A 22,760-nucleotide genomic window follows, 5' to 3' on the forward strand; every position below is an offset into this window, starting at 1 on the left:
AGTTATTTGGCTGGTTGCGGGGCTTCGGGTCTTGCCGCGGGCTTGGCCGGCTGCTGCTCACCCTGGGGTGGCGGACCCTGTGATGGTTGCGCGGGCTGGACGCCTGCAGGCGGCGCCTGCGCGATCTTCACCGGGGAACCTGGGCGCGCCTTGACTACCCCATCGACGATGACCTGATCACCGGCCTTCAAGCCCCCGGTGATGACCCAATCGGCTCCTGACCAATCACCGACCTGTACCGGTCGCGGCTCGACGATGTCTTGCGCATTGACGGTCAGCACGATCTTGGTCCCCGGGCCTTCGAGGACCGCGCGCTGCGGAATCGCGATCGCATTGGGGCGGACACCGCCCGACAGTTGTACCCGCGCAAACTGGCCGGGGCGCAGCAGACCCTGCGGATTGCCGATGACCGCTCGCGCGTCGATGGTGCCGGTGGCCGGATCCACGCGCACGTCGGTGAAGTCGACTTTACCCGGGCGCGCGTATTCGCTGCCGTCGGCGAGCTTGAGTTTGACGTCGAACTTGCCGTCTTTGGGTAGGCGCAATGTACCGTCGGCCATCGCGCGTGTGAATTTCAGATGCTCGGCTTCGGTGAAACTGAAGGTCACGTGCACCGGGTCGATCTGGGAAATCTTCGTCAGCAGTGTCTGCTGGGCCTGCACCAAGCTGCCCTCGGACTGCAGTGCGCGACTGGTAATTCCGGAGATCGGCGCTTCGACCCGGGTATAAGAAAGATTGAGCCGTGCTTCGGTAACCGCGGCCTGCGCTGCCTTCACGTTTGCGCCGGTAACCTGTTCGCCGGAGGTTGCGTCATCGAATTCCTTCTGGCTGACCGCCTTCGCTTCGTAAAGAGGCTTTAGCCGGGCGGCGTTGCGCTTTGCCTGGTCGAAACTGGCTTGTGCGCTGACCAGGTCCGCTTCGGCTTTGGCGAGCGCTGCGCGATAGGGCGCGGCATCGATCGTGAAGAGACTCTGTCCTGCGGCGACTTTGCTGCCTTCCGTGAAATTCCATTTCTCCAGGATGCCGGATACGCGCGGGCGTACTTCGACTTCGCGAACGCCCGATATCTGTGCGACGTATTCGAAGTTCGCCGGCAGATCGCGTGGCTGGACGACCGTCACGATCACTTCCGGCGGCGGCATGCCGCCCGGCGCCTGATTCGGGGCTGCCTTCTGGCACGCACCGAGCGCAGCCAGGGTAAATGCGGCGATAATGCCGCGCACTGCAAGCGAAAACGAGGCGTGCACTTGAAGCTCCTGTAAGATCTTTTGGTGTGCCGGACCCTGGGACGCGAACGCAGGCAGCCGGAACGGAACACCGGGGTCATACCAGCAAGCGGCGAAGTTTACTTACATACAATAATGTATGTAAAGTACAAACTTGCTGAATTTTTTGGGACTGATTGTAATGTCACGCTGGCGGCTTCACCGGCGGCAGCACCACGGAGGTGCAATATGGTGAGAAGAACGAAAGAGGAGGCGCTCGAAACACGCAACAGGATTCTGGATACCGCAGAACGGGTATTCGTGGAAAAAGGCGTGTCCAACACATCGCTGGCGCAGCTTGCGGAAGCAGCAGGGGTCACCCGGGGCGCAATCTATTGGCATTTCAGGAACAAGGCGGATCTGTTCGATGCGATGATGAGTCGCGTGGTCCTGCCGATGGAGGAAATGGCGGCGCGAGCGAGTGACGACGATCTGGCGGATCCGCTCGCCCATGTGCGCGCCTGTGCGCTGAACGTCCTCGAGCACCTGACAACCGACGCACAGTGCCAGCGCGTCTTCGAAATCTGTTGTCACAAGGTCGAATATGTCGACGAAATGGTGCAGGTGCGCCGGCGCCACATCGAAGCGCGCAACAATTGCCTTAAGCACATGGAGCGCGGTTTGCGCAACGCTGCGAGGAAGGGATTGCTTGCACCATCGGTCAACCCGCGCCTGGCAGCCGTGGGACTGCATGCGCTGGTGGACGGACTGATCGTGAACTGGGTGCTCGATCCGGCATATCTGCCTTTGGCGCGGGACGCAAAGACGCTTGTTGACCAGTATCTTGAACGACTCAGGGCGGGGCCCGTCAAGACTGCGCCGCGACGCATGTCGTCCGTGGTGCGGCGAACGCGTGCCGAAGTCCGCGGTTAGTCGGTTGCCGTGATCGTCCCGGTCAGCCGGACGGCGCGGCCGACGGCGTCGCGTTCGGTGACCCGCCCGCTGCAATAGACCCGCTTCCACTGTCCCGATCGGGTTTCGATCCGGAACCCCGTGCGCGTGATCGGTATGTTTGCCTTGAATGCACCGACGATCGCGTCACGCACCACTTCCCGGTCTTCGGGATGGATCAATTCGTTGAGGCGACGTGCAGTCGTCGTGAGTGCTTGCGGACCGTAACCGGTCAGGGCGTTCCACTCGCGACTGAGAAATACTTCTCCCGACGGTATATGCCAGTCGAATAGTGCCAGGCGGGAGCTTTCCAGGGCAAGATGCAGGCGTTCCTCGCTTTTGCGCAGGGCTTCCTCGGCTTCCCGCCGTTCACTGACATCTTCGATACTGCAGGCGAACCCGAGTAACTGCTCGCCGTCGCTCATTCTCGCGGATTTCATGGACGCCCATACCACCCTGCCGCTGCGGTGCACGAACCGATGCACCGAGGCGAACGATGCGCCGCTGCTTGTGGCCCTGCTCCAGGCTGCAAGGACTCTTTCCCGATCGTCCGGGTGCAGCGTCGATTGCCAGCCGTTGCCCAGAACCACCGGCTTGGACAGGCCCGCAATACGTTCGAAGGCGGGATTCGATTGCACGCAGGCGCCGGAGCCGTCGGCCAGGAACATTCCAAGCGGTGAAGCTTCACTCATTGCACGCAGCGTCGCGGACGATGTTCTCATCGCGCTCTCCGCGACTTCGCGCGAGCGCCTCTGTCCTGCGAGTTTTGCCAGTGTGCGCCTGAGCAGCAGAGCGAGTGCCGCCAGAGCCAGCAGCAGGGCGACGGCGCGTGCGCGCATCCATGCAGCGGTGCTTTCGAGCTTCCGCTGCAGTTTGAGCCGTGCGCCCGCAATGTGTTCGCGCTCGACCTGAATCGACTCGACAAACTGCGCGCGTATGCGCTCGGCCTGACTCTCACCCGGGCCTCTATGCATGACTTCAAGGATCGCCTTCATGGTGCGCTGGCCGTCTTCGCCGGCGCTGCGCTTGACCACCAGAGGGGATGCATAGCGAGCCAGCCAATCCAATGCCGATGCCACGGCACCCGCTACCAATTGCCGATGCCGCGCATCATCGCCAAGCAGCGCGAGCGCTTTTTCCGAAATGCCGGGAAATTCATCGGCCGCGTCGCGATAACGATTCAAGGAGGCACTCGAGCCGGTCAGGAGATAGCCGCGCATGCCGGATTGCATTTCGAGCATCATCGTTGGCAGCGGCTGCAATGCTTCCAGGATCTGGCTGTGATTGTCCAGTTCCTTGACGGCCTGCTCGAGTTCGCGATAGGCGGCGAGCGCGAACAGGTCGATCGCGAACAACAATCCCAGGGCCACCAGAACGAAAAGAATGGGCCGGGGAAGAACGAATCGATCTTTCAAAGTTGTGCACCAAGTTGATGCGGAGGATGGCTCAGCGCGCACCGCCCTATCGCAGCGGAAGTGTACTCTTCGGGCTAATTTATTGTTTCAACATGAAAAAGGTGAGTGGCACACCGGTTGCATTGAATCGAAAAGACGACAATCCCCGAGCCGAATGCGGTGTTTTTCGATAAACGATGAGTATTGCCCGATTCATCAAGGAAATTGCCAGCGATGCCGACACTCGCCGTGATCTGAGCGAGGGCGACGCGCATGATCTGTTTGCCGCCATGCTCGATGGCGGTGTGCCGGATCTGGAGCTCGGCGCCTGCCTCTGCGCGCTGCGCATGAAGCACGAGTCGGCAACCGAACTCCTCGGTTTCTATCGTGCCGCCTCGGAGCGGGTGTATTTGCTCAAACCGCCCGCCACCGCCCTGCGGCCGCTGGTTTTCGCCACGTATAGCGGCGCGCGGCAGGAGCCCAATCTGCTGCCGCTGCTGGTTTTGCTGCTGCAACGCATGGGAGTCCCGGTGCTATTGCACGGGACACTCGAGGGCGGCGGGCGCGTTGCGAGCGCATACATCCTGCGCGAGCTCGGCGTGCTGCCGGGCGGGTCGCTGGCTCAGGCCCAGAAATCGCTGGACGAGGACTTACTGGCGTTCGTACCGACAGCCGTACTGTGTCCCGGACTTGCCAATTTGCTGGCCTTGCGCGGTCGACTGGGCGTAAGCAATCCCGCGCACAGTCTGGTTACGTTGCTGGATCCCATCGAGAGTGGCGGACTGCGAATGGTAAGTGCGGCCCAGCCTCCCCAGATCGAGCAACTGGAAACATTTCTGCTCGCAACCGGGTTCGATGCCCTGTTGATGAAAAGTACGGAGGGCGAACCGTTCGCCAATCCCAAACAGCGGCCGCGCATCAAGTTTTTCCGTCAGGGCGAGGCGATCGTGCTGTTCGAGGAAGAGATGCTATCGGCTCGCGGCGCGTTGAGCCAACCGTCCGCCGTTGACGCAGCGGCAACCGCGGCGTGGGTGAAACAGGCGATGACGGGCCAGGTCCCGATTCCGCATCCCCTGGTGAACCAGCTGGCGTGCTGCCTTTACGCTTCCGGGTATACCGACGACATGAATCAGGCGAAGGCGATCGCGGCGGTGGAGACGGGCGGCCTCACGCCGCAGGTTCACGGACGGTCCATCGAGGGAGCGCATTCGCGGGCTATTACCTGACTATTCGCGTCCGTCCCGGCCGCAGGTAGCTCTTGTCACGTCCATCTGAAGCCATGATGCCAGAAGACGCCTCTGTCTCCCCGGAAAACGTCGTGTACACGGGGACAACACTCGGCAAGCCTCTGTTGCAATTGCAGCTGGGCCACGCAACCGCTGCGGTGCCAGGCAAGAACAACGAAGACTTTCACGGGATCGTGACGCCGCGCGAGGATCGCGAAGCGCAATCCAGGGGCATTGCCGTTGCCATTGCCGATGGAGTGAGCGGCAACGGGGGTGGACGGCTTGCTTCGGAAACTGTCGTAAAGAGCTTGCTGCGAGATTTTTACGGCGCCCCCGTCACCTGGAACATTGCACAGGCGCTGGACAAGCTGCTGCGGTCTATCAATGACTGGCTGCTTTCCGAAAATGCACGCCATCCCGAATATGACGGCATGGTGACGACCCTGACCATGATCGTGTTCAAGGGCAACTACTATCACATGGCGCACGTCGGCGACACGCGCGTCTATCGCCGACGCGGTGATGTATTCAAACAATTGACTATCGATCACACCTGGGAGCGTGGGGACATGCGTCATGTTCTCAAGCGAGCGGTCGGGCTCGACAGCCACCTCGTGGTGGACTACACCGATGGCGAATTGATCCCCGGGGATGTTTTCCTGATGGCGAGCGATGGCATATGGGAAGTGCTGGGCGAGCGCATCGTCCACGAAGTGATGCACAAGAGGGGTTCAACCCAGTCCATTGCCGACGAGTTGGTGGAACGATCGATCAAAAATCAAGTCCAGTACATGGGACGCAACGACGCAACGGCGGTTGTGATCGCGGTCGACGAGGTTTTGGCCGGCCTGTAATCCGGTTTTGCCGCTTCACCGCGTTCCATTAGAACCGTATTCCACTAAACTAGCGCGCTTTTCAACGAGCCCATTCACAGATGTCTGGGAGCATGCCCACTACTACGTCGACTACCGAAACCGCAGGCCGGACTACGCGGCGGCATTCTGGAACCTCGCGCACTGGGACTTCGCGGCGCAGAACTACGCAGGCTGATCATTTTCGCGATCGCATCCGGGGCGTCGACGGACGCCCCTTTTTATTTTCTTCAAGGCCTGCCGGCAGCCGCAAGCGTGAAACTCGACTATGACGACTGGCTGTTGCGGCACCCGTCCGCGTTGTCTACACTGTTCCCGTTCGACTAAAGGAGGAGGGCAAGATGAAAAACCCGCTGGATTCTCTGTGGGGTACGGTAATAGCAGGCTTCGTGCTCACTGTTATCTTGTATTACGTCGTCAAATCCGTGATAGGGGGATAAGCCATGGAAATGCTTCCGGGAATTTACCGCTGGATTCATATCATGGCCGGCGTAATGTGGATCGGTCTGTTGTATTACTTCAATTTCGTACAGGTGGCGGCCCTGAAGGCGGCGCAGGCCGACAGCACGGCCGCCGGCATTACCAAGCACGTGGCGCCACGCGCGCTGCTCTACTTCCGCTGGGCGGCAGTTGTAACCTGGCTGGCGGGTGCCGCATTGCTGAGTTCCAATTTTGTCGCGGCATTTACCTTGCAGGCGGGCTTCCAGAAAATCGGCATCGGCGCTTGGCTTGGCACGATCATGCTGCTCAACGTCTGGGGGTTGATCTGGCCGAACCAGAAGAAAATCCTTGGGCTAGTGCCGGCGACGGACGAGCAGAAGAACAAAGCACGGCGGGTGGCCTTCCTCGCTTCGCGCACCAACACTATGTTGTCCATACCAATGCTTTTCTTCATGGTGGCACAGATGCATATCCCGATGTAGACGGGATCGTAGTCCGTCGCAACGCCCGGGAAGAGCCCGGGCGTTTTTTATCGCGCCGGCGGAAGGTTCTCCAATCCTTCGACACGATCCCCCACCTTGATGCCTTGCTTCCTGAACCAGCCCCGGTTCATTTCCAGCGCATAGGCCGCTGCGCCGGACGAAGCGTGCGCTTCCTCTGAAAACGGTTCCATTTCGGCGATGTTGAGAATGCGCCCGCTCGCATCGATGAATGCGACCGAAAGCGCAATTCTGGTGTTCTTCATCCACATCGCCGACGCCTCAGCACGCGGGTACAAAAAAATCATCCCGTTGTTTTGAGCGAGCTTGTCGCGGAACATCAATCCCCGCAGACGGTCTTGCTCGGTATTGGCGACTTCCGCGCGAATTTCATGTTTCTTTATCCGCAGGCGATAGGTGATGAGCGGATCGGCATATGCCAAAAGCGCGGTCGCAACGATCAGAATCGCGATCATTGCGAAATGTGAGCGGGATTTTACGTATCGCATTCGATTTCGGTAGATGAAACGTGGAATGGGCGGATCGCATGGGCCAGTTTGACGACTGCGTGATGTTTTCGTCCAGTTGAATTTGCGCAGCCCGAGAGCTTATGCGGCAGTTGCACACAGACGCGTATCGCCAAGTGTCGGTGCGATTGAAACGATTGCGTCAGTTGCGTACCTGAGTCGCAGACTGCGCGCGGTTGACGCAGGCCGAACGTGGATTGTGTCGGACACCTGCGGCGCCTCCCAGTATTATTTGTGCGACGCAATAATTCAGACATGGCATATCCATGCTGTTACTAGGCAGAAATGTGTTGACAACATAGTGCGTAACTCTTATTTTCGACTTGCAGTAAAGCTCGTCTAAATCTGAAGTTTCTCAGGTTGTTCGGTCTTGCTTTACGCATCGAGGCAGTAATCAAAACCAAATGCGCGGTGTCGAAGCTCGAAGCGCTGCGCAATATCTTCGGGAGGTTTTAAAAAAAATGGTGAAGCAATCGTTGCACTTCAAACGTGCTGCGGTATCCCTCGCTGCAATCGCGGCGTTCGGTGCTTCTGGGGTTGTCTCCGCACAGGGTCTGGATAGTGCTGAATCAAAGCTCTATCCCAACTATGTAACGGACGACATGCTTCTGAATGCCGACAAGGATGCGCAGAACTGGCTCCTTTATGGTCGTGACTACCAGACCACGCGCTACAGCCCCCTGTCCCAGGTCAACAGGGAAAACGTCAAGAAGCTGACTCCCGTCTGGAACCTGTCGTTCGGCGTTCTCGAAGGACAAGACAGCCAGGCAGTCGCGGTTAACGGAATGATTTATGTCACGACGTCCTTCAACAAGGTCATTGCGGTCGACGCTGTTTCCGGCAAAGTCCAGTGGAGGTATGACCGCGAACTGCCGGGCGACGTGTTCCCGAAACTGTGCTGTGACGTTGTGAACCGCGGTGTCGCCGTCTACAAGAACAAGGTCTACCTGGCCACCCTGGATGCGCATATCGTCGCGCTCGACAACGCTTCCGGCAAAGTGGTCTGGGACAAGAAGATCGGCGATTACACCTATGCCGAGACTTTCACCATCATGCCGATGGCCTTGCATAACAAGATCATCTTCGGTACCGCCGGTGCTGAATATGGCGTGCGTGGCTGGATCGCTGCAATCGATGCCGACACTGGCGCCCCGGTATGGAAGACGTACACCATTCCCGGACCCGGCGAACCCGGCAACGATACCTGGCCCGGCGAATCTTGGAAATACGGTGGTGGATCGGCCTGGATTACCGGCTCGTACGACAAGGAAACCAACTCCTTGTACTGGCCCGTGGGCAACCCCGGACCGGACTTCGACCGCCATGTTCGTATCGGCGACAACCTGTTCACCAACAGCAATCTGGTGCTTGACCCGGAAACGGGCAAAATCCGCAGCTACTTCAACTACACGCCAAACGATCCGTACGACTACGACGGTGTGAATGAAATGATTCTCGTCGACGTCGGCGGCAAGAAGCTGTGGTTGCATGGCTCGCGTAACGGTCACGTCTACGGTATCGACCGTGTCAACACCGTGAAGGGCAAAGCCGGTAACGAACACAAGTGTGTGTGGGTTAGCGCTTTGCAGCGCGTGAACTGGACCAAGCCGATCACCCCGGCGAACAACTGCAAGCCGGTCTACAACTATCCCGAGAAGGATGTGGTGTACGACAAGGTGACCACCGATATCGCCCCGTCCTTGGACGGCGGCAAGGAATGGCACCCGATGGCGTACAGCCATCGTACGAAGATGGTCTACGTTCCGGTATACGACTTCGCCATGGACCTGCAGGCGAAGAAGATGGAATGGAAGCGCGGTGAGTGGTACCTGGGCGCGAAGATAATCAATTTCAACGCGGGCGCGGGTTCCACCAAGGGCTTTGACGCTGCGACCGGTAAGCTCGCCTGGCAGAAGTCCATGAGCTATCCGGCCACCAGCGGCATACTGGCCACCGGGGGCGGCCTGGTGTTCTACGGCGATCCCGAAGGCTACTTCAACGCTGTGAATGACGAAACCGGCGAGCATCTCTGGTCCTACCAGACCGGCTCCGGCATCCATGGCAACCCGACGGCCTTTACCGCGCCGAATGGCAAGCAGTACGTTGCCATTGTGTACGGTGCGGGCGGCGGCGGCATCTGGCCCATTTTCTATTCAGAGTGGCTGAAGAAGAATCAGAAGGGCGGCGGCCTCATGGTATTCGCTGTTGAGTAACATTCAGCAGCGGACGCCAAGTTAAGTAATACGTAGCAGCAGTAAGGCTAAGGGGGGCAAGGCGTCTGCCCCCCTTATTTTTTGTGAAGAAACGGCGCAGACCGTTTTTGCTCTTGGGTAAGCTGGCAAAGCTGCAGTAGCGTTGACGAGGAGAAAAGGGGAATGGCCGATAAGATTCTTAAAAGGAGTTGAATGTGCGTAAGTTATTTGCTTTGTACGGGTTGACCTTTTTGCTCGCATTGACGTCAGTTTCAGGCTGGGCGCAGACCGATCCGGATGAGATCGCCGACACGCTGGAGCGTTCGAAAGCGAAAGGTAAGCTGTTGGCGTGTGCTGATCCTTATGCGTTCCCTTCGGCGGCCCAGAATACCGATCCTCCCGGATACGATGTTGAAATCATGCGCGAGATCGCCAAACGCGGCGGCATGCGACTGGAAATGGTTTGGGCGGACACCGGCACGCGCGGTGGCACCTCCCGTGCATTCCGCAATTCGATACTCAAGAAACGCTGTGACGTTTTTCTTGGCATGTCCGATGGCGGCGACGACGACATGCTGATGGGGCAGCTGGCATTCACCAAACCGTATCTTGGAATGGGTTACGTACTGGTCGTGCAAGGAACGGCGGCGGACAAAAAATCGCTGACTGAACTCAAGGATGCCAATATCAAGGTGGGCGTGCCGATGTCTACGCCGATCGATGACTATCTCTTCACCCGCAACATTCCGAGATCCCTCTATCTGGATAACCGCAGAATCATGCAGGGAATGGCGAATGGCGAGATCGATGCCAGCCTGGTATGGGCGACAGCGATATCGGTTGCGCGTCGCGAATATCCCGACGCGAAGTTCCACATGGTAGAAGGCTACGTGCCTGAAGCCGACCAGCGCTGGAATCTGAATTTCATCGTTCGCAAACAGGACCAATCCCTAATGAAGTTCATCGACGACGCCGTTGCGGAACTGCTTGCAAATGGAAAGATGAAACAGATCCTCGATAATTACAATGTACCGTTCTATCCGCCTTTTTCATAAGTTCCTTAAGGAGGTTAGTTAGTCATGTCAGGTTTGAAACTCAATGCTGTATTCGTAAAGCTGGCAGCGATTGCGGTCTTTGCCTCAGCCCTTGGTGTGGCGTTACCGGCGGCTGCGCAGCACAAGGCAAACGAGAACGATATGGAAGTGCCGACCAACGACATGAAGGTTGTCGAGGCCGGCAAGGCCTGGTTCGGGCGACGCTGCGCGTTCTGTCACGGCACAGGCGGCCACGGCGCCAAAGGTCCGTGCCTGTCCTGTGGAGTTTTCAAATATACCGGCAACACCAACAGCGACATTTACGTCATTATCGCGACGGGCGTTCCCAAGACGCTCGGCGGTACGATGGGGGCATTCGGCACAACGATGAACCAGGACGAGATCCTCAGCGTGATCACTTTCCTGCGCTGGGAAGAAAAGCGCCGCATTGAGGCGGGTGAAATTCCGGATCCGAGTAAGAACAAGAACGAAGAGCCAATGGTTTTCCCGAAATCGAACTGACGAGGGTACCAGAGCGACATTGCGACAGCCGCCTTGCGTTGTTCCAGGAAAAGCAGGATCGCAAAAGTGCAAAGGCCGGCAATAGCTGGCCTTTATTTTTTTGGTTGCCGGAGTCGTACTCAGTGCTTGCCGGTACTACCAAAACCACCGGCACCGCGCGTGCTCTGCGTGAAATCGTCGACGACACTGAAAGCCATCTGCACGACCGGCACAACGACGAGCTGGGCGATCCTTTCCATCGGATTCAGCGTAAAGACGGCCGCACCGCGATTCCACAGCGAAACCAGTATCTGTCCCTGATAGTCCGAGTCGATCAAGCCAACCAGGTTGCCGAGCACGATACCGTGCTTGTGAGCCATGCCGGACCTGGGTAATACCATGGCCGCCAGCCCCGGGTCATCAAGGTGGATTGCGATGCCGGAAGGAATCAGTTCGGTCTGACCGGGCTTCAATAGGATCGGCGCATCAATACAGGCTCGAAGGTCGAGCCCTGCGGAGCCGGAAGTTGCATACGTGGGCAGCTGATCGCGCAGGCGCGCGTCCAGAATCTTGACGTCGATGTTGCGCATCGGGTTTTCTTCTTATTTGTGTCAGACGGAGATAGCAGACTTGCGTGGCTGATACAGCTTTGCGACGTGCCGGATCAGCATGCGTGCCTGCTCGAGTTTCGATGTCCGTCCGAGCCGGTGGCTGCCTTCGTTGTCGAACAGGACAAGTTCATTGTCGTCGGCATCGATCGCCGACTGCACCAGATTGGCAGCAAGCAAAGGCAGTTTCTTGCGACGACGCTTCGCTTCGGCATGCTCTTCAAGCTTTTCGCTTTCCGCTGCAAAACCGACGCAGAAGGGTGGATTCGGCCGTTTTGCTACCGACTCGACAATGTCCGGATTCAGGGCGAGTTCCAGCGCCGGTACGCCGCCTTCCCTCTTGATTTTTTGTGCGCTGCTGTTGGCAACGTAGTAATCCGCAACTGCGGCGACGGCAATGAATATGTCCGCGTCCTTCACATGTGCATTCACCGCATCGAGCATTTCGCGGGCAGTCTCGACGCGGATTGCTTGAGCGGCCGGCGGTGGTTCGATCGCGGTCGGGCCCGAAATCAGCGTCACACGGGCGCCTGCTTCGATTGCTGCGCGAGCGACTGCGTACCCCATCTTTCCCGAGCTGCGATTCGTCAGGCCGCGCACCGGGTCGATCGGTTCGAAGGTCGGGCCGGCGGTGACGAGCACATGGGTGCCCGACAGCAATTTGGGCTGGAACCAGGCCGATATTTCACGAACCAGATCCAATGGCTCGAACATTCGCCCCATGCCGACTTCGCCGCATGCCTGGCCTCCCGCATCCGGGCCGAGTACTACGATGCCGTCCTGGCGCAGTTGCGCCACGTTGCGTTGCGTTGCGGGGTTTTCCCACATCTGGCGGTTCATGGCCGGCGCCACCATCAAAGGGCACTCTCGGGCCAAACACAGCGTAGACAGCAGATCGTCGGCAGCGCCGTGGACAAGTTTGGCAATAAAATCGGCCGTTGCTGGAGCAACTACGACGAGGTCACGATCTCGGGACAACTCGATGTGCGGCATACCGTTCAGCACGCGGTCATCCCACATTTCCACGTATACCGGCTTGCCGGACAGTGCTTGCAGGGTCAGCGGAGTAATGAACTTGCATGCCGAATCGGTCATTACGACTTGGATATCGGTGCCGTGGCGTTGTAACTCACGGACCAGTTCCGCCGATTTATAAGCGGCGATACCGCCGGTGACGCCCAAAAGAATGCGTTTGCTGCCGAGTTCGGCCATGCGATTAGTCTGCCAAAAGTGCCTGGCGAGCAGTGTAAACTGTTGTTGCAAAATATAAAAGTACGAGGATCGTATGGCGATCAACGATTGGCCGGAAGACGACAGGCCCCGGGAGAAATTGTTGGCAAAGGGGCCAGGCAGTCTATCGGATGCCGAATTGCTGGCAATTTTCCTGCGCACGGGAACGAAGGGGAAAAGCGCCGTCGACTTGGCTCGCGCGCTGCTTGCAAAATTTGGCTCGCTGGCCGGGCTTAGTGGCGCGAGCCGCGAGGCCTTCTGTGCCGTCCCGGGTTTGGGTAGCGCCAAGTATGCGCAGCTGCAGGCCGCCACCGAGCTCACCCGGCGCGCGTTGGCGGCAGAAATGAAGTCGGGTATCAATTTAAGCTCACCGACGACCGTACGCGACTTCCTGCGGCTTTCTATCCAGAACCGGCAGGTGGAAGTCTTCGTGGGATTGTTCTTGGATGCTCAGAACCGGGTGATCGCCGTGGAGGAGCTGTTCAGCGGAACTTTGACCCAGACGAGTGTCTTCCCGCGGGAAGTCGTCAGGAGGGCCTTGCATCACAATGCTGCCGGGGTAATTTTCGCGCATAACCATCCATCGGGGGTAGCCGAACCCAGCCATGCCGATGAAACTCTTACGCAAGCGCTGAAGGAAGCGCTCGCACTGATCGACGTTCGGGTGCTGGACCATTTCGTCGTTGGCCGCGGGGCCACGCTGTCCTTCGCCGAGCGCGGGCTGTTGTAGAAGGTTATGTTGAGTAAGCCGCTGGAACTATGATATAAAGCGCATCTTTCCGAATTTGCCGGGTCGCCACGTCGGCAGCCCGATCAGAAACGCAGCCTGGAGAAGCCATCATGGCGAGAGTATGTGAAGTTACCGGCAAGAAGCCGGTGGTCGGGAACCGCGTGTCCCATGCCAACAACAAGACCAAACGCCGCTTTTTGCCCAATCTGCAATACCGCCGCTTCTGGGTCGAGAGCGAAAACCGCTGGGTGAACATGCGTGTGAGCAACGCCGGCCTGCGCACGATCGACAAGAAGGGCATCGACGTGGTTCTGGCCGAGTTGCGTGCCCGCGGCGACAAGATCTAATCATTCAGCCGGGAGAGCGACATGAGAGAGAAAATCAAACTGGAATCGTCCGCCGGAACCGGCCACTTCTATACCACCACCAAGAACAAGCGCACGACGCCGGACAAGATCGAAATGAAGAAATTCGACCCGGTTGCCCGCAAGCACGTTATCTATAAAGAAACCAAGCTCAAGTAACTGCGGTTTCGCCGAAATGAAAAAGCCCGCCGATCGGCGGGCTTTTTCATTGTATCGTTGACTCGTGGTCAGGCGTAGCAGCGCAGCGTTCGGGAGAAATCGCGCAACGGAGCGATATCGCTTTTCTCGGCGCGATGGCACCAGTCTTCCAGCTGTGAAAGCAACTGTTCCTTGTTGGCCGTCGATCGTTGCCACAGCATCGCCAATTCCTGGCGCATCGAATAAACCGTCGTCAGTACCTTGCTGGTGTTGAGCACTTCGTCCAGCTTCGCCTTCTCCTGTTCCGGCACGAACTTCGCGTCCAGATGCAGCCAGCGCTTCATGGTCTGCAAGTCGATGGCATGCCCCGATTTGTGCTCGCGCATGCGACGTAATTCGTCGGCGCAAGTCGCACGAAGCGACCTGGTAAAGCGGGCCAGGACGTCGTAGCGATGGGTGATGACGGCCTGCAGCGTCTGCAGGTCGCATTTCGCCTTGCCGGATTCCATTTTGACTTGCGGTGCGAGTTTCTTGACCTGTGCGAGATTCAGCATATCCAGCACGCGGATGTAAAACCAGCCGATGTCGAACTCATACCATTTGCTCGACAGTCTGGCCGAAGAGGCGTAAGCGTGGTGGTTGTTATGTAACTCCTCACCGCCGATAAGAATGCCCCACGGCACGATGTTGGTGCTAGCATCTTCCACTTGGAAGGTGCGGTATCCGAAATAGTGGCCCACGCCGTTGATCACGCCGGCAGCCGTCACCGGAATCCACAACATCTGTACGGCCCAGACGGTCAGGCCTAGCGGTCCGAACAGCAGGATGTCCAATACCAGCATTATTGCGACGCCACCCTTGTCGGTACGGGTATAAACATTTCGTTCCAACCAGTCGTCCGGCGTTCCGTGGCCGTACTTGTCCAGCGTTTCCTGATTGGCCGCTTCCTTGCGATAAAGCTCGCTGCCTTCGAGCAGCACTTTCTTCAGGGTCAGAATCTGCGGACTGTGCGGGTCTTCCTCGGTCTCGCATTTGGCGTGATGCTTGCGATGAATCGCCGTCCACGCCTTGGTGGACATGCCGGTAGTCAACCAGAGCCAGAGGCGGAAGAAATGCGCAACAGCAGGATGGAGATCCAGCGCGTGATGTGCCGAATGACGATGCAAGTAAATGGTCACGGCTGCAATGGTGATATGGGTCATCAGGAGCGCGACCACTATATAGCCCCACCACGGCAGTTCGACGAGCCCGTTTGCCCAACTCGGCAAGTCCATAAACCCGTTCACATTCATGCAGGTAACCTCGTAGAATCAGAAAGATAACGGCGCCGATTGTACAGCACGGGGGCGCTCCCGCAAGGTAAATTTTCGTAACAAAATCTAGGGGATGCCCCGATGGCGTATTGACGCCACATCGGCCCTCGATAGGCTCATTTCGGCGCCATTTCGCTGGAATTGAGCCCGCCAACGATGCGGATATCGCGCTGTGGGAAAGGGATCTCGATATTGTTGGCGCAGAAGCTCTTGTACAACGCCAGATTCAAGTCTGAATTGAAGTTGAGCTTGCCGCGCTCCGGATCCTCTATCCACGCCATCAGTTCGAGGTTGATACCGTTATCCCCGAACGCGGTCAAAAGAGCCGTCGGAGCCGGGTCTTTCAACACCCGTGGATGCGAATATGCGGCTTCCAGCATCAATTTCAAGGCAGTTTCCAGATTGCTGGAATAACTGATCTGCACCGGAATACGCATCAGAACGCGGCGATTGGAGTACGAATGATTGATCACCGTCGAAGTGATCACCGTTTCGTTTGGCACAATCGCTTCCGTGCCATCCGGACCGCGGACGATGATGCAGCGGGACGTGAGCTTGGTCACTTCCCCATAAAAATGATCGACCGTCACCAGATCGCCGGGGCTGACAGTCCGGTCCAGCAGGATGGTGAAACCGCTGATGTAATTGGCCGCGACTTTCTGCAGGCCGAATCCGATGCCCACGCCCAGCGCGCCGCCGAAGACGGATAGTACGGTGATGTCGATCCCGACGATTGGCATTGCGATCAGGACCGCCATAACCACAAGTATGCTGCGCAGAATCTTGGTCAACGCGAATCGCAGATTGATCTCGACGTGCTGCAAAGCCATGATGCGCGCCTCGAGTATCCGGCCAATCCAGAGCGCGGCCAGTACCGTCAGCACGACTGTCAACAATGCGGTGAGTACCATCGCCAGCGAGAGGCGCTGCTGGCCGATGCGAAATGCCGTGTCCTCCAGGAATCTTCCGATGGCCGGCAACAGCCCGACGATGTACAGCGCCACCCCCAGCCAGACCAGCCACGCGATCGCCATTTCCCAGGAGCGCAAAAGACCCCCGGGCGCGAAAGTATGGCGCAACAAGTAGATCACCCCGCGGATGATCACCATCGCCAGCACCAGCGGAACGGCGATATTGAGCAAGTGGATGGGCTGGTGATCTTCCAGCGCCCAGCGGCCGATCAGCAGAAGCACGAGCGCGGTTACCGGGAACAATTCGCGGTTCATTCCGCCGACACTGATCTTCATTGTCCTTTCAGGATCGGCGGCGACGGTGGATGCTGCTAGCCGGCGGCGCAGATGGCGCGCGACCTGCCAGGCGATGAGAAGCGCAAGCGCAATGATGACAATTTGCCACAGGATAACGCCGCGCTGCAGGTCGTCGAACAGATCCGCCAGCAGACGTCCGAGTTCGGACTGGTTTTTCATCGTTTCTCCCAATGACGGAGGACTTTTATGTCATCTGGATTGGCTGCGAACCACCGCAATCGCGTGTTCGCGATGCTGCTGCCAATTGTCGAAGAATACCCGGGTGAGATCGGGATTGCCGTGCAGCACGAGCACATTTTCGGCATTACGATACTGTGCTGCAAATGTGAAATTGAAGCTGCCGGTGATCAGGGTCGGCTGTTTTGCATTGTGGTCGATGACGATCACCTTGTTGTGGGCCGCCGAGTGATCGGCGTCCATGAATACTGGCAGTCCGGCACCGACAAGATGCTGCATCGCGCTCGACTCGACCAGCTCGGTCTGATCTCTGTCTGCAATAACCTGCACGTCGAGGCCACGGTGATGGGCGCGAACCAGCGCGTCGGCAATTCCGCGATGGGTAAAACTGAACGCCTGCACCAGGACCTGCGATCTGGCGGCATCGATCGTTCGCACAATCAGATCGGCGGCATCGTCCCCAGGAGTGAAGGCGAATTCGATCGTGCCGGTTGCGGGGATGACTTTTGAGGGGTCGAACGCGAACGCATGCGCCACAAACGCAAAGCTGACGACCAGCAGCGCAAGGCCCGGATTTTTCATCCGTTCACGCCCACCTTTGCATGACCGTCGCGAAAAAGGCGTCGGTCTCGTGCGTTTGCGGACGCAGTTCCAGAAAATCTTCGCTATCGAGTGCGATGTGGCTTTCCTCCAGCGCTTGCTGGCAGCTGACTGGCCGGAAGTCGGGGCGGTCCGCAAGAAATTGCTCGACGACCTCGCGGTTTTCCCGGGCCAGCACACTGCAAGTCGCATACACCAGGCGCCCGCCGGGCTTGAGCAATGTCGCTGCCGCCGAGAGGATCGCTCGCTGCTTTACCGCGAGTTCGTCGATCGTCTGCGGCGACTGGCGCCATTTCAGATCGGGATTGCGTCGCAATGTGCCGAGTCCGCTGCATGGCGCGTCCACCAGCACGCGGTCGATCTTGCCGGCCAAGCGCTTCACCTTGATGTCGTTTTCGCTTGCAATAATCTGCGGGTGTACGTTGGACAATCCTGAACGCTTGAGCCTGGGGGCGAGGTTCTTGAGGCGCTTCTCCGAAACGTCGAGAGCATACAGCCTGCCCTGGGATTGCATCATCGCGCCCATCAGCAACGTCTTGCCGCCTGCGCCGGCGCAGAAGTCCACCACCATTTCCCGGCGTTTCGGCGCAACGAGATAGCCCAGCAGCTGGCTGCCTTCGTCCTGCACTTCGATTGCGCCTGTGGAAAACAATTCGTGGCGGTTGATGGCCGGCTTTCCGGCGACGCGGATGCCGACCGGCGAAAAACGTGTAGGCGCGGCATCGAAGCCGCTCGCACGCAGATCGCGCAGCACCTGCCCGCGATCCGCAATCAGCGTATTGACCCGCAGGTCGAGCGGAGCAGTCTTGAGCATGGCCCGGCCAAAGGCGATTGTCTCTTGCTCTGACGTTTCTGCGACCAGGCGGTCGTACAGCCAGTCGGGCAGACTCAGTTTCACAGCCGCCGGCAGCGTTTCGATGTTGGCGGTCTTGAGTTCGAGGACCCAATCGCGGTCGCTGCTTTTCAGGAAAGCTCCAAGTTGTCCAATGCTGTAGCCCTGCAACTTGATCAGCGCGGCGCAGACGAGTTTTCGCGGAGTCGGCCGGGAGACGAGCTGCTCGAGTAACCGCTTGTTGCGCAAAACGGAAAATAACGTTTCGGCGATGAACGCGCGATCGCGCTGGCCCAGTTCCCTGTTGGTGCTGAAGAAACTGCGCAACACCGCATCGGCCGGATGGGTCATCGGCAATGCGAGATCGACGGCCGCCGTAGCCGCCTGCATCATTGCCGTGGTCGGTTGCATCTATTGATAAGTGATTGCGGTGACGGTCGAATCCAGCACGGTGCTGTCTTTTTCGATGAAGCGAATTCGCACGGGCAGGTAATGGTGCTCGACTGCGAGCCAGACCTCGAACCCGCGCTTGTCATCGGCTTCCCGAATTTTCTGGAAGTGCACTGTTTCCAGGTCGCCGAGCGGCGTATTCAGTTTCTCCTTGCCGATGACCTGGTATTTGTAATCGGAGAGCCTGCGGCCATCCGTGAGGTGTACGGCCAGGATTTCCTCGCTCGGTGGCCTGAACGCAAACGCGTAGGCAAAACTGGTCTGGTCGAATGTGTTGTCCGGCAGCGGAACGGTTTCGACACTGGCGCCGTCGGTCAGCTTGATCAGTTTGGTGTCCCAGTCGAAATCCGCGGCACGCTTCGGTTTGCGGGTGCGGTCTTCTTCGAAATGCAGCGGCCGCAGGCCATTTTTCGTTATCAGACCGCGGCTTTCACGGCGGATGTTCATCTTGTAAAAGAAGGCGGCGAGGCCGACTGTCTTCGATTCGCTTATGACCGAATATTGCTTGCCGTCGTGTTCCAGTACATCGCGTCCGTCGCCGAGGTGCATGGCTCCGGAAGTGACGGCAAAATCCATCTGCACGCGTTGCGGAGGCTGTGTCGTCCAGGCCGGGCCAGCCAGAAACATCAGCACGATCGGGGCGTAGCGCATCATCTTGGCAGGGGAGAGATCATGGATCCCGTGTACTGGCAGCTTGCGGAAACCTTTACGTGGTTGCCTTCGATAGCGAGTTGGTCGTCCAGGAACCAGCGGATGGCCTGTACATAGATAGCGTGCTCCTGTTCGAGCACCCGGGCGGCAAGGCGTTCCTCGTCATCGTCGGGCAGCACCGGCACGGCCGCCTGAATGACGATCGGCCCGTGGTCCAGCGTCGGCGTGACGAAATGCACCGTGCAGCCATGCAGCTTGACGCCTTCGTCGATGGCGCGCCGGTGAGTGTCGAGGCCGGGGAACGCCGGTAGCAAGGAAGGGTGGATGTTCATGATCCTGCCGCTGAATCGTTCAATAAATTCCTCCGTGAGAATCCGCATGAAACCGGCCAGCACGATCAGGTCCGGACGATACGCCGCGATTGTGTCGGCAAGCGCCCTGTCGAAGTTCGTTCGATCCGGATAATCGCGGTGGTTCACCACTTTGGACTCCACACCCGCGTCATGCGCAATCTGCAGGCCCTTGGCCGTCGGATTGTTGCTGATCACTGCCGCGATCGCTGCATTCAGCTTTGCCTCGAGAACCGCCTGCAGGTTGCTGCCGCGGCCTGAAATCAGGATGACGATGCGCTTCATCGTCCCTTTCAGATGACCACAGTCTGCGCTTCGTCGCCGCGCCTGCGGCGGATCTCGCCGATACGGAAGACAGTTTCTCCTTCCCGCTGCAGCGCCTCGATCGTGCGCCCGGCATGTTCGGCGGCGACGATCGCCACCATGCCGATGCCGCAGTTGAATACCCGATGCATCTCGGCTTCCGAGACGTCGCCGTTTCTCTGCAGCCAGTCGAACAACGGCGGCCGCGGCCAGGCGTTTTTTTTCAGTTCCGCGCATACGTTGTTCGGCAACACACGCGGCACGTTTTCCACCAACCCACCGCCGGTAATATGCGCGAGGCCCTTGATGTGGACTTCGCGCAGTACCGCCAATACTGGCTTCACATAGATGCGCGTAGGCGCCAGCAATGCTTCTCCCAACGTCCGGCCGTCGAATCCGGATGACAAATCCGCGCATGAAGAGTCGACGATCTTGCGTATCAGCGAATAACCGTTCGAATGCGCGCCGCTGCTGGCCAGTCCGAGGACGGCATCGCCCGGCACGATATCCGAGCCATTGATGATTTTGCTTTTTTCCACCGCTCCGACGGCAAATCCGGCAAGGTCGTACTCCCCCGGCGGATACATGCCGGGCATTTCCGCGGTCTCGCCACCGATCAGCGCGCAACCGGCCTGCTCGCATCCCGCGGCAATGCCCTTCACGACCTGCGTGGCGGTCGCCACGTCGAGCTTCCCGCAGGCGAAGTAGTCAAGAAAGAACAGCGGTTCGGCGCCTTGCACCAGGATGTCGTTCACGCTCATTGCGACCAGATCGACACCGACCGTGTCGTGCCGGTTCAGATGGAACGCGAGCTTGAGCTTGGTGCCGACGCCGTCGGTGCCCGACACCAGCACCGGTTCCTTGTATCTCTTCGGCACTTCGAACAACGCGCCGAATCCGCCGATTCCGGCCAGCACGCCGTCGCGCAGCGTGCGTTTAGCAAAGGGTTTGATATTGTCGACAAGCTCATCGCCGGCGTCGATGTCGACGCCGGCGTCACGATAGGACAGCGAATTGGAAACGGGGCGATCGGTTTTCAAGTTGAGTTGCCGGGTTCTTCGGGATAAAGTGGCGACCGGATTGCGGTCCGGTCGTGTGGCTCTTTGCGCGGCGAATTTTACTCCAAATGTCTACGGTATTTCCTGTGCGATTTGCCTGGTATCTGCTTGCCGCCGCCGCTGCCGGGTTGCTGCTTTATCTCATCGCGCCCATCCTCACCCCGTTCCTGCTGTCCGCGGTACTTGCTTACATCTGCCTGCCGCCAGTTGACCGGATTGCGCGAAAACTGCCGCGCTGGCTGGCGGCTGCGATCGTCATGGCGCTGCTGGTAGTCGGTTTGGCGGCGCTCGCACTGATCGTTTTGCCCATGGTCGAACGTCAGTTCGTCGCTTTTCTGCAGCGCATGCCGGAATACCTCGACTGGGCACGCACCCTGCTGCTGCCGTGGCTGTCCGGAACGCTCGGCGTCGAATTGAATCTCGATATGGAGCATTTCCGGCAGGCTGTTGCCGACAGTCTGCGGACTGACAGCGACTTCGTCAGAACACTATTGCCCAGGATCACGACGGGCGGCGTGGCGATCGTCGGGTTCTTCACCACCGTGCTGCTGATGCCGGTGGTGTTGTTCTATTTCCTGCGCGACTGGCACGAAATCGTGCACCGGATCGAAGATCTGATTCCGCGCAGGCTGCACCCCGGAGCCCGCAACATAACCGGGGAAATCGACCGCGTGCTCGGCGAGTTTTTACGCGGCCAGCTCCTGGTGATGTTGCTCATGGCCGCGTACTACGCCGCGGCGCTGTGGATCGCCGGCCTCGAATACGCGCTGCCGATCGGCATTCTTTCCGGCCTGCTGGTGTTCGTGCCTTATCTGGGGGCACTAGTCGGGCTGCTGCTTGGGACGCTGGCCGGGTTCAATCAATTCGACGGCGTGCTGGGCCTCGCAGGGGTGTGGATCACCTTCGGCATCGGTCAGGCGCTCGAGGGCATGGTGGTGACCCCGTGGCTGGTGGGCAATCGTATCGGCTTGCATCCCGTTGCGGTGATATTCGCGCTGCTCGTATTCGGCAAGCTGTTCGGTTTCTTCGGTGTGCTGCTCGCGCTGACCGCCAGCGCGGCTCTGCTGGTAGCGCTGCGCCACGTGCGTGCACACTACCTCGATAGCGACCTGTACAAATCCTGATGAAGCAGCTGGCACTCATCCTTGCGCCGCCTCCCGCCCCGGCGCTGGACAATTTCTTTCCGGGGCGCAACGCCGAATTGCTGACCTTGCTCGGCAATCTCGTTGCGGGGCGCAGCGTGGAGCGATGCATCTATCTGTGGGGCGATGCGGGCAGCGGACGTTCTCACCTGTTGCGCGCAACCATCGCCGCGCTGAACGCCGCCGGACTTGTCTGCCTGCATGTTTCCCGGGGCGATCCGATCCCTGCGCCTGCGGCGGAATTGCGCGCCGTGGCGGTGGACGACGTCGAGACGCTCGACGCCCGCAACCAGCGTGCGTTTTTCAATCTCTACAACCAGCTGCGCGAACGTGCCGGGATTGTGCTGGCTGCCGGCGATGCTCCGCCGGCACGATTGAAGCTGCGCCCGGAACTGTTAACCCGGCTGGGATGGGGACTCGTCTACCAGGTACAGGCGCTCACCGATGACGAAAAGGCGCTGGCGCTCAAACGCCATGCCGCCTCGCGCTCGTTCGACCTTCCGGACGGCGTGATCGACTATCTTCTGCGCCACCTGAGTCGCGATCTACCCTCCCTGATGAGCGTCCTCGACGCGCTCGATCGCCATTCGCTGGAAGCCAAGCGGCCAATCACGCTGCCGTTACTCAAGGAATTGCTGCGCTCGGAAGACGACGGCGACCGCGAATAGCGAATCAGCCAGTTGCAACCGTCGGGCGCTTTCGGGGGCTTTTAGGCTATACTTC

25 protein-coding genes are annotated in these 22,760 nt (G+C 58.9%); 13 read left to right on the top strand and 12 right to left on the bottom strand.

Going from position 1 to position 22,760, the window contains the following annotated elements; genetic code table 11:
* Nucleotides 1-2 precede the first annotated feature (2 nt).
* Nucleotides 3-1,247, bottom strand: coding sequence for an efflux RND transporter periplasmic adaptor subunit (locus HY067_04205; GenBank protein ID MBI3527150.1), 1,245 nt, complete (start codon nucleotides 1,245-1,247; stop codon nucleotides 3-5).
* A 207-nt stretch (nucleotides 1,248-1,454) separates the two neighbouring features.
* Between HY067_04205 and HY067_04210 the strand changes: the two genes are divergently transcribed.
* Nucleotides 1,455-2,138 (top strand): TetR family transcriptional regulator, encoded by a 684-nt coding sequence (locus HY067_04210; GenBank protein ID MBI3527151.1) that lies wholly within the window; start codon nucleotides 1,455-1,457, stop codon nucleotides 2,136-2,138.
* Here HY067_04210 and HY067_04215 read toward each other — a convergent pair.
* On the bottom strand, nucleotides 2,135-3,571 hold the full coding sequence (locus HY067_04215) for a PAS domain S-box protein (GenBank protein ID MBI3527152.1): 1,437 nt from the start codon (nucleotides 3,569-3,571) through the stop codon (nucleotides 2,135-2,137). The genes HY067_04210 and HY067_04215 overlap by 4 nt on opposite strands.
* Before the next feature lie 176 nt (nucleotides 3,572-3,747).
* Here HY067_04215 and ybiB point away from each other — a divergent pair, with 176 nt between their 5' ends.
* From ybiB to HY067_04235, 4 genes are all read left to right on the top strand, one after another.
* Nucleotides 3,748-4,776 carry a DNA-binding protein YbiB gene (gene ybiB, locus HY067_04220; GenBank protein MBI3527153.1) on the top strand — a complete coding sequence of 343 codons (1,029 nt, stop codon included), beginning with the start codon at nucleotides 3,748-3,750 and terminating at the stop codon, nucleotides 4,774-4,776.
* A 53-nt stretch (nucleotides 4,777-4,829) separates the two neighbouring features.
* On the top strand, nucleotides 4,830-5,630 hold the full coding sequence (locus tag HY067_04225; protein ID MBI3527154.1) for a serine/threonine-protein phosphatase: 801 nt from the start codon (nucleotides 4,830-4,832) through the stop codon (nucleotides 5,628-5,630).
* 7 nt (nucleotides 5,631-5,637) lie between these two features.
* Nucleotides 5,638-5,826, top strand: coding sequence for a hypothetical protein (locus tag HY067_04230; GenBank protein ID MBI3527155.1), 189 nt, complete (start codon nucleotides 5,638-5,640; stop codon nucleotides 5,824-5,826).
* Between the two features lie 265 nt (nucleotides 5,827-6,091).
* On the top strand, nucleotides 6,092-6,571 hold the full coding sequence (locus tag HY067_04235) for a urate hydroxylase PuuD (GenBank protein MBI3527156.1): 480 nt from the start codon (nucleotides 6,092-6,094) through the stop codon (nucleotides 6,569-6,571).
* A 47-nt stretch (nucleotides 6,572-6,618) separates the two neighbouring features.
* Here HY067_04235 and HY067_04240 read toward each other — a convergent pair whose 3' ends face one another.
* Nucleotides 6,619-7,044, bottom strand: a complete 426-nt coding sequence (locus HY067_04240) for a DUF192 domain-containing protein (GenBank protein MBI3527157.1) — start codon at nucleotides 7,042-7,044, stop codon at nucleotides 6,619-6,621.
* 512 nt (nucleotides 7,045-7,556) lie between these two features.
* Between HY067_04240 and HY067_04245 the strand changes: the two genes are divergently transcribed.
* The 3 genes from HY067_04245 to HY067_04255 all read left to right on the top strand — a co-directional run bounded on the left by HY067_04245 (nucleotide 7,557) and on the right by HY067_04255 (nucleotide 10,843).
* The gene (locus HY067_04245) at nucleotides 7,557-9,308 is read left to right on the top strand and encodes a PQQ-dependent dehydrogenase, methanol/ethanol family (GenBank protein MBI3527158.1); all 1,752 of its coding nucleotides are present in this window, start codon (nucleotides 7,557-7,559) and stop codon (nucleotides 9,306-9,308) included.
* 188 nt (nucleotides 9,309-9,496) lie between these two features.
* Nucleotides 9,497-10,342 (top strand): transporter substrate-binding domain-containing protein, encoded by an 846-nt coding sequence (locus tag HY067_04250; GenBank protein MBI3527159.1) that lies wholly within the window; start codon nucleotides 9,497-9,499, stop codon nucleotides 10,340-10,342.
* 24 nt (nucleotides 10,343-10,366) lie between these two features.
* Nucleotides 10,367-10,843, top strand: a complete 477-nt coding sequence (locus HY067_04255; GenBank protein ID MBI3527160.1) for a c-type cytochrome — start codon at nucleotides 10,367-10,369, stop codon at nucleotides 10,841-10,843.
* A 119-nt stretch (nucleotides 10,844-10,962) separates the two neighbouring features.
* Here the strand turns inward: HY067_04255 and dut are convergent, their stop codons facing one another.
* On the bottom strand, nucleotides 10,963-11,412 hold the full coding sequence (dut, locus tag HY067_04260) for a dUTP diphosphatase (GenBank protein ID MBI3527161.1): 450 nt from the start codon (nucleotides 11,410-11,412) through the stop codon (nucleotides 10,963-10,965).
* Nucleotides 11,413-11,433: 21 nt separating this feature from the next.
* A complete protein-coding gene (coaBC, locus tag HY067_04265; GenBank protein MBI3527162.1) occupies nucleotides 11,434-12,642 on the bottom strand; it encodes a bifunctional phosphopantothenoylcysteine decarboxylase/phosphopantothenate--cysteine ligase CoaBC in 1,209 nt (402 codons plus the stop codon).
* Between the two features lie 73 nt (nucleotides 12,643-12,715).
* On the opposite strand from coaBC, the gene radC reads away from it, so the two are divergent.
* From radC to rpmG, 3 genes are all read left to right on the top strand, one after another.
* On the top strand, nucleotides 12,716-13,390 hold the full coding sequence (radC, locus tag HY067_04270; protein MBI3527163.1) for a DNA repair protein RadC: 675 nt from the start codon (nucleotides 12,716-12,718) through the stop codon (nucleotides 13,388-13,390).
* A 110-nt stretch (nucleotides 13,391-13,500) separates the two neighbouring features.
* Nucleotides 13,501-13,737, top strand: coding sequence for a 50S ribosomal protein L28 (rpmB, locus tag HY067_04275; GenBank protein MBI3527164.1), 237 nt, complete (start codon nucleotides 13,501-13,503; stop codon nucleotides 13,735-13,737).
* Between the two features lie 21 nt (nucleotides 13,738-13,758).
* Nucleotides 13,759-13,914 carry a 50S ribosomal protein L33 gene (rpmG, locus tag HY067_04280; GenBank protein ID MBI3527165.1) on the top strand — a complete coding sequence of 52 codons (156 nt, stop codon included), beginning with the start codon at nucleotides 13,759-13,761 and terminating at the stop codon, nucleotides 13,912-13,914.
* Nucleotides 13,915-13,982: 68 nt separating this feature from the next.
* Here the strand turns inward: rpmG and HY067_04285 are convergent, their stop codons facing one another.
* From HY067_04285 to purM, 7 genes are all read right to left on the bottom strand, one after another.
* Nucleotides 13,983-15,167 carry a fatty acid desaturase gene (locus HY067_04285; protein ID MBI3527166.1) on the bottom strand — a complete coding sequence of 395 codons (1,185 nt, stop codon included), beginning with the start codon at nucleotides 15,165-15,167 and terminating at the stop codon, nucleotides 13,983-13,985.
* Between the two features lie 155 nt (nucleotides 15,168-15,322).
* Nucleotides 15,323-16,633 (bottom strand): mechanosensitive ion channel, encoded by a 1,311-nt coding sequence (locus tag HY067_04290; protein ID MBI3527167.1) that lies wholly within the window; start codon nucleotides 16,631-16,633, stop codon nucleotides 15,323-15,325.
* A gap of 30 nt (nucleotides 16,634-16,663) precedes the next feature.
* Nucleotides 16,664-17,233: a phospholipase D family protein gene (locus HY067_04295; GenBank protein ID MBI3527168.1), complete on the bottom strand. Its 570-nt coding sequence runs from the start codon at nucleotides 17,231-17,233 to the stop codon at nucleotides 16,664-16,666.
* A 4-nt stretch (nucleotides 17,234-17,237) separates the two neighbouring features.
* Nucleotides 17,238-18,494, bottom strand: a complete 1,257-nt coding sequence (locus tag HY067_04300; protein ID MBI3527169.1) for an RsmB/NOP family class I SAM-dependent RNA methyltransferase — start codon at nucleotides 18,492-18,494, stop codon at nucleotides 17,238-17,240.
* Complete coding sequence (locus tag HY067_04305; GenBank protein ID MBI3527170.1) at nucleotides 18,495-19,187, bottom strand: DUF3108 domain-containing protein; 693 nt, start codon at nucleotides 19,185-19,187, stop codon at nucleotides 18,495-18,497. It lies immediately after the preceding gene.
* Nucleotides 19,184-19,819, bottom strand: coding sequence for a phosphoribosylglycinamide formyltransferase (locus HY067_04310; protein ID MBI3527171.1), 636 nt, complete (start codon nucleotides 19,817-19,819; stop codon nucleotides 19,184-19,186). The genes HY067_04305 and HY067_04310 overlap by 4 nt, the downstream gene beginning before the upstream one ends.
* Before the next feature lie 8 nt (nucleotides 19,820-19,827).
* Nucleotides 19,828-20,877 (bottom strand): phosphoribosylformylglycinamidine cyclo-ligase, encoded by a 1,050-nt coding sequence (purM, locus tag HY067_04315; GenBank protein ID MBI3527172.1) that lies wholly within the window; start codon nucleotides 20,875-20,877, stop codon nucleotides 19,828-19,830.
* 86 nt (nucleotides 20,878-20,963) lie between these two features.
* Here purM and HY067_04320 point away from each other — a divergent pair, with 86 nt between their 5' ends.
* Together HY067_04320 and hda are read left to right on the top strand one after the other, a co-directional pair.
* Nucleotides 20,964-22,019: an AI-2E family transporter gene (locus tag HY067_04320; GenBank protein MBI3527173.1), complete on the top strand. Its 1,056-nt coding sequence runs from the start codon at nucleotides 20,964-20,966 to the stop codon at nucleotides 22,017-22,019.
* The gene (gene hda, locus HY067_04325) at nucleotides 22,019-22,705 is read left to right on the top strand and encodes a DnaA regulatory inactivator Hda (protein ID MBI3527174.1); all 687 of its coding nucleotides are present in this window, start codon (nucleotides 22,019-22,021) and stop codon (nucleotides 22,703-22,705) included. The genes HY067_04320 and hda overlap by 1 nt, the downstream gene beginning before the upstream one ends.
* The last annotated feature ends 55 nt before the right edge of the window (nucleotides 22,706-22,760 follow it).

Source organism: Betaproteobacteria bacterium, assembly GCA_016194905.1.
Taxonomy (GTDB): domain Bacteria; phylum Pseudomonadota; class Gammaproteobacteria; order Burkholderiales; family JACQAP01; genus JACQAP01.

What these genes read in the sequence shown, in the direction of transcription:
- HY067_04210 (MBI3527151.1), top strand. Translation starts at nt 1,455, where the DNA reads ATGGTGAGAAGAACGAAAGAGGAGGCGCTCGAAACACGCAACAGGATT.
- ybiB (MBI3527153.1), top strand. Translation starts at nt 3,748, where the DNA reads ATGAGTATTGCCCGATTCATCAAGGAAATTGCCAGCGATGCCGACACT.
- HY067_04225 (MBI3527154.1), top strand. Translation starts at nt 4,830, where the DNA reads ATGATGCCAGAAGACGCCTCTGTCTCCCCGGAAAACGTCGTGTACACG.
- HY067_04235 (MBI3527156.1), top strand. Translation starts at nt 6,092, where the DNA reads ATGGAAATGCTTCCGGGAATTTACCGCTGGATTCATATCATGGCCGGC.
- HY067_04240 (MBI3527157.1), bottom strand. Translation starts at nt 7,044, where the DNA reads ATGATCGCGATTCTGATCGTTGCGACCGCGCTTTTGGCATATGCCGAT.
- HY067_04245 (MBI3527158.1), top strand. Translation starts at nt 7,557, where the DNA reads ATGGTGAAGCAATCGTTGCACTTCAAACGTGCTGCGGTATCCCTCGCT.
- HY067_04255 (MBI3527160.1), top strand. Translation starts at nt 10,367, where the DNA reads ATGTCAGGTTTGAAACTCAATGCTGTATTCGTAAAGCTGGCAGCGATT.
- dut (MBI3527161.1), bottom strand. Translation starts at nt 11,412, where the DNA reads ATGCGCAACATCGACGTCAAGATTCTGGACGCGCGCCTGCGCGATCAG.
- coaBC (MBI3527162.1), bottom strand. Translation starts at nt 12,642, where the DNA reads ATGGCCGAACTCGGCAGCAAACGCATTCTTTTGGGCGTCACCGGCGGT.
- radC (MBI3527163.1), top strand. Translation starts at nt 12,716, where the DNA reads ATGGCGATCAACGATTGGCCGGAAGACGACAGGCCCCGGGAGAAATTG.
- rpmB (MBI3527164.1), top strand. Translation starts at nt 13,501, where the DNA reads ATGGCGAGAGTATGTGAAGTTACCGGCAAGAAGCCGGTGGTCGGGAAC.
- rpmG (MBI3527165.1), top strand. Translation starts at nt 13,759, where the DNA reads ATGAGAGAGAAAATCAAACTGGAATCGTCCGCCGGAACCGGCCACTTC.
- HY067_04285 (MBI3527166.1), bottom strand. Translation starts at nt 15,167, where the DNA reads ATGGACTTGCCGAGTTGGGCAAACGGGCTCGTCGAACTGCCGTGGTGG.
- HY067_04290 (MBI3527167.1), bottom strand. Translation starts at nt 16,633, where the DNA reads ATGAAAAACCAGTCCGAACTCGGACGTCTGCTGGCGGATCTGTTCGAC.
- HY067_04295 (MBI3527168.1), bottom strand. Translation starts at nt 17,233, where the DNA reads ATGAAAAATCCGGGCCTTGCGCTGCTGGTCGTCAGCTTTGCGTTTGTG.
- HY067_04300 (MBI3527169.1), bottom strand. Translation starts at nt 18,494, where the DNA reads ATGCAACCGACCACGGCAATGATGCAGGCGGCTACGGCGGCCGTCGAT.
- HY067_04305 (MBI3527170.1), bottom strand. Translation starts at nt 19,187, where the DNA reads ATGATGCGCTACGCCCCGATCGTGCTGATGTTTCTGGCTGGCCCGGCC.
- HY067_04310 (MBI3527171.1), bottom strand. Translation starts at nt 19,819, where the DNA reads ATGAAGCGCATCGTCATCCTGATTTCAGGCCGCGGCAGCAACCTGCAG.
- HY067_04320 (MBI3527173.1), top strand. Translation starts at nt 20,964, where the DNA reads ATGTCTACGGTATTTCCTGTGCGATTTGCCTGGTATCTGCTTGCCGCC.
- hda (MBI3527174.1), top strand. Translation starts at nt 22,019, where the DNA reads ATGAAGCAGCTGGCACTCATCCTTGCGCCGCCTCCCGCCCCGGCGCTG.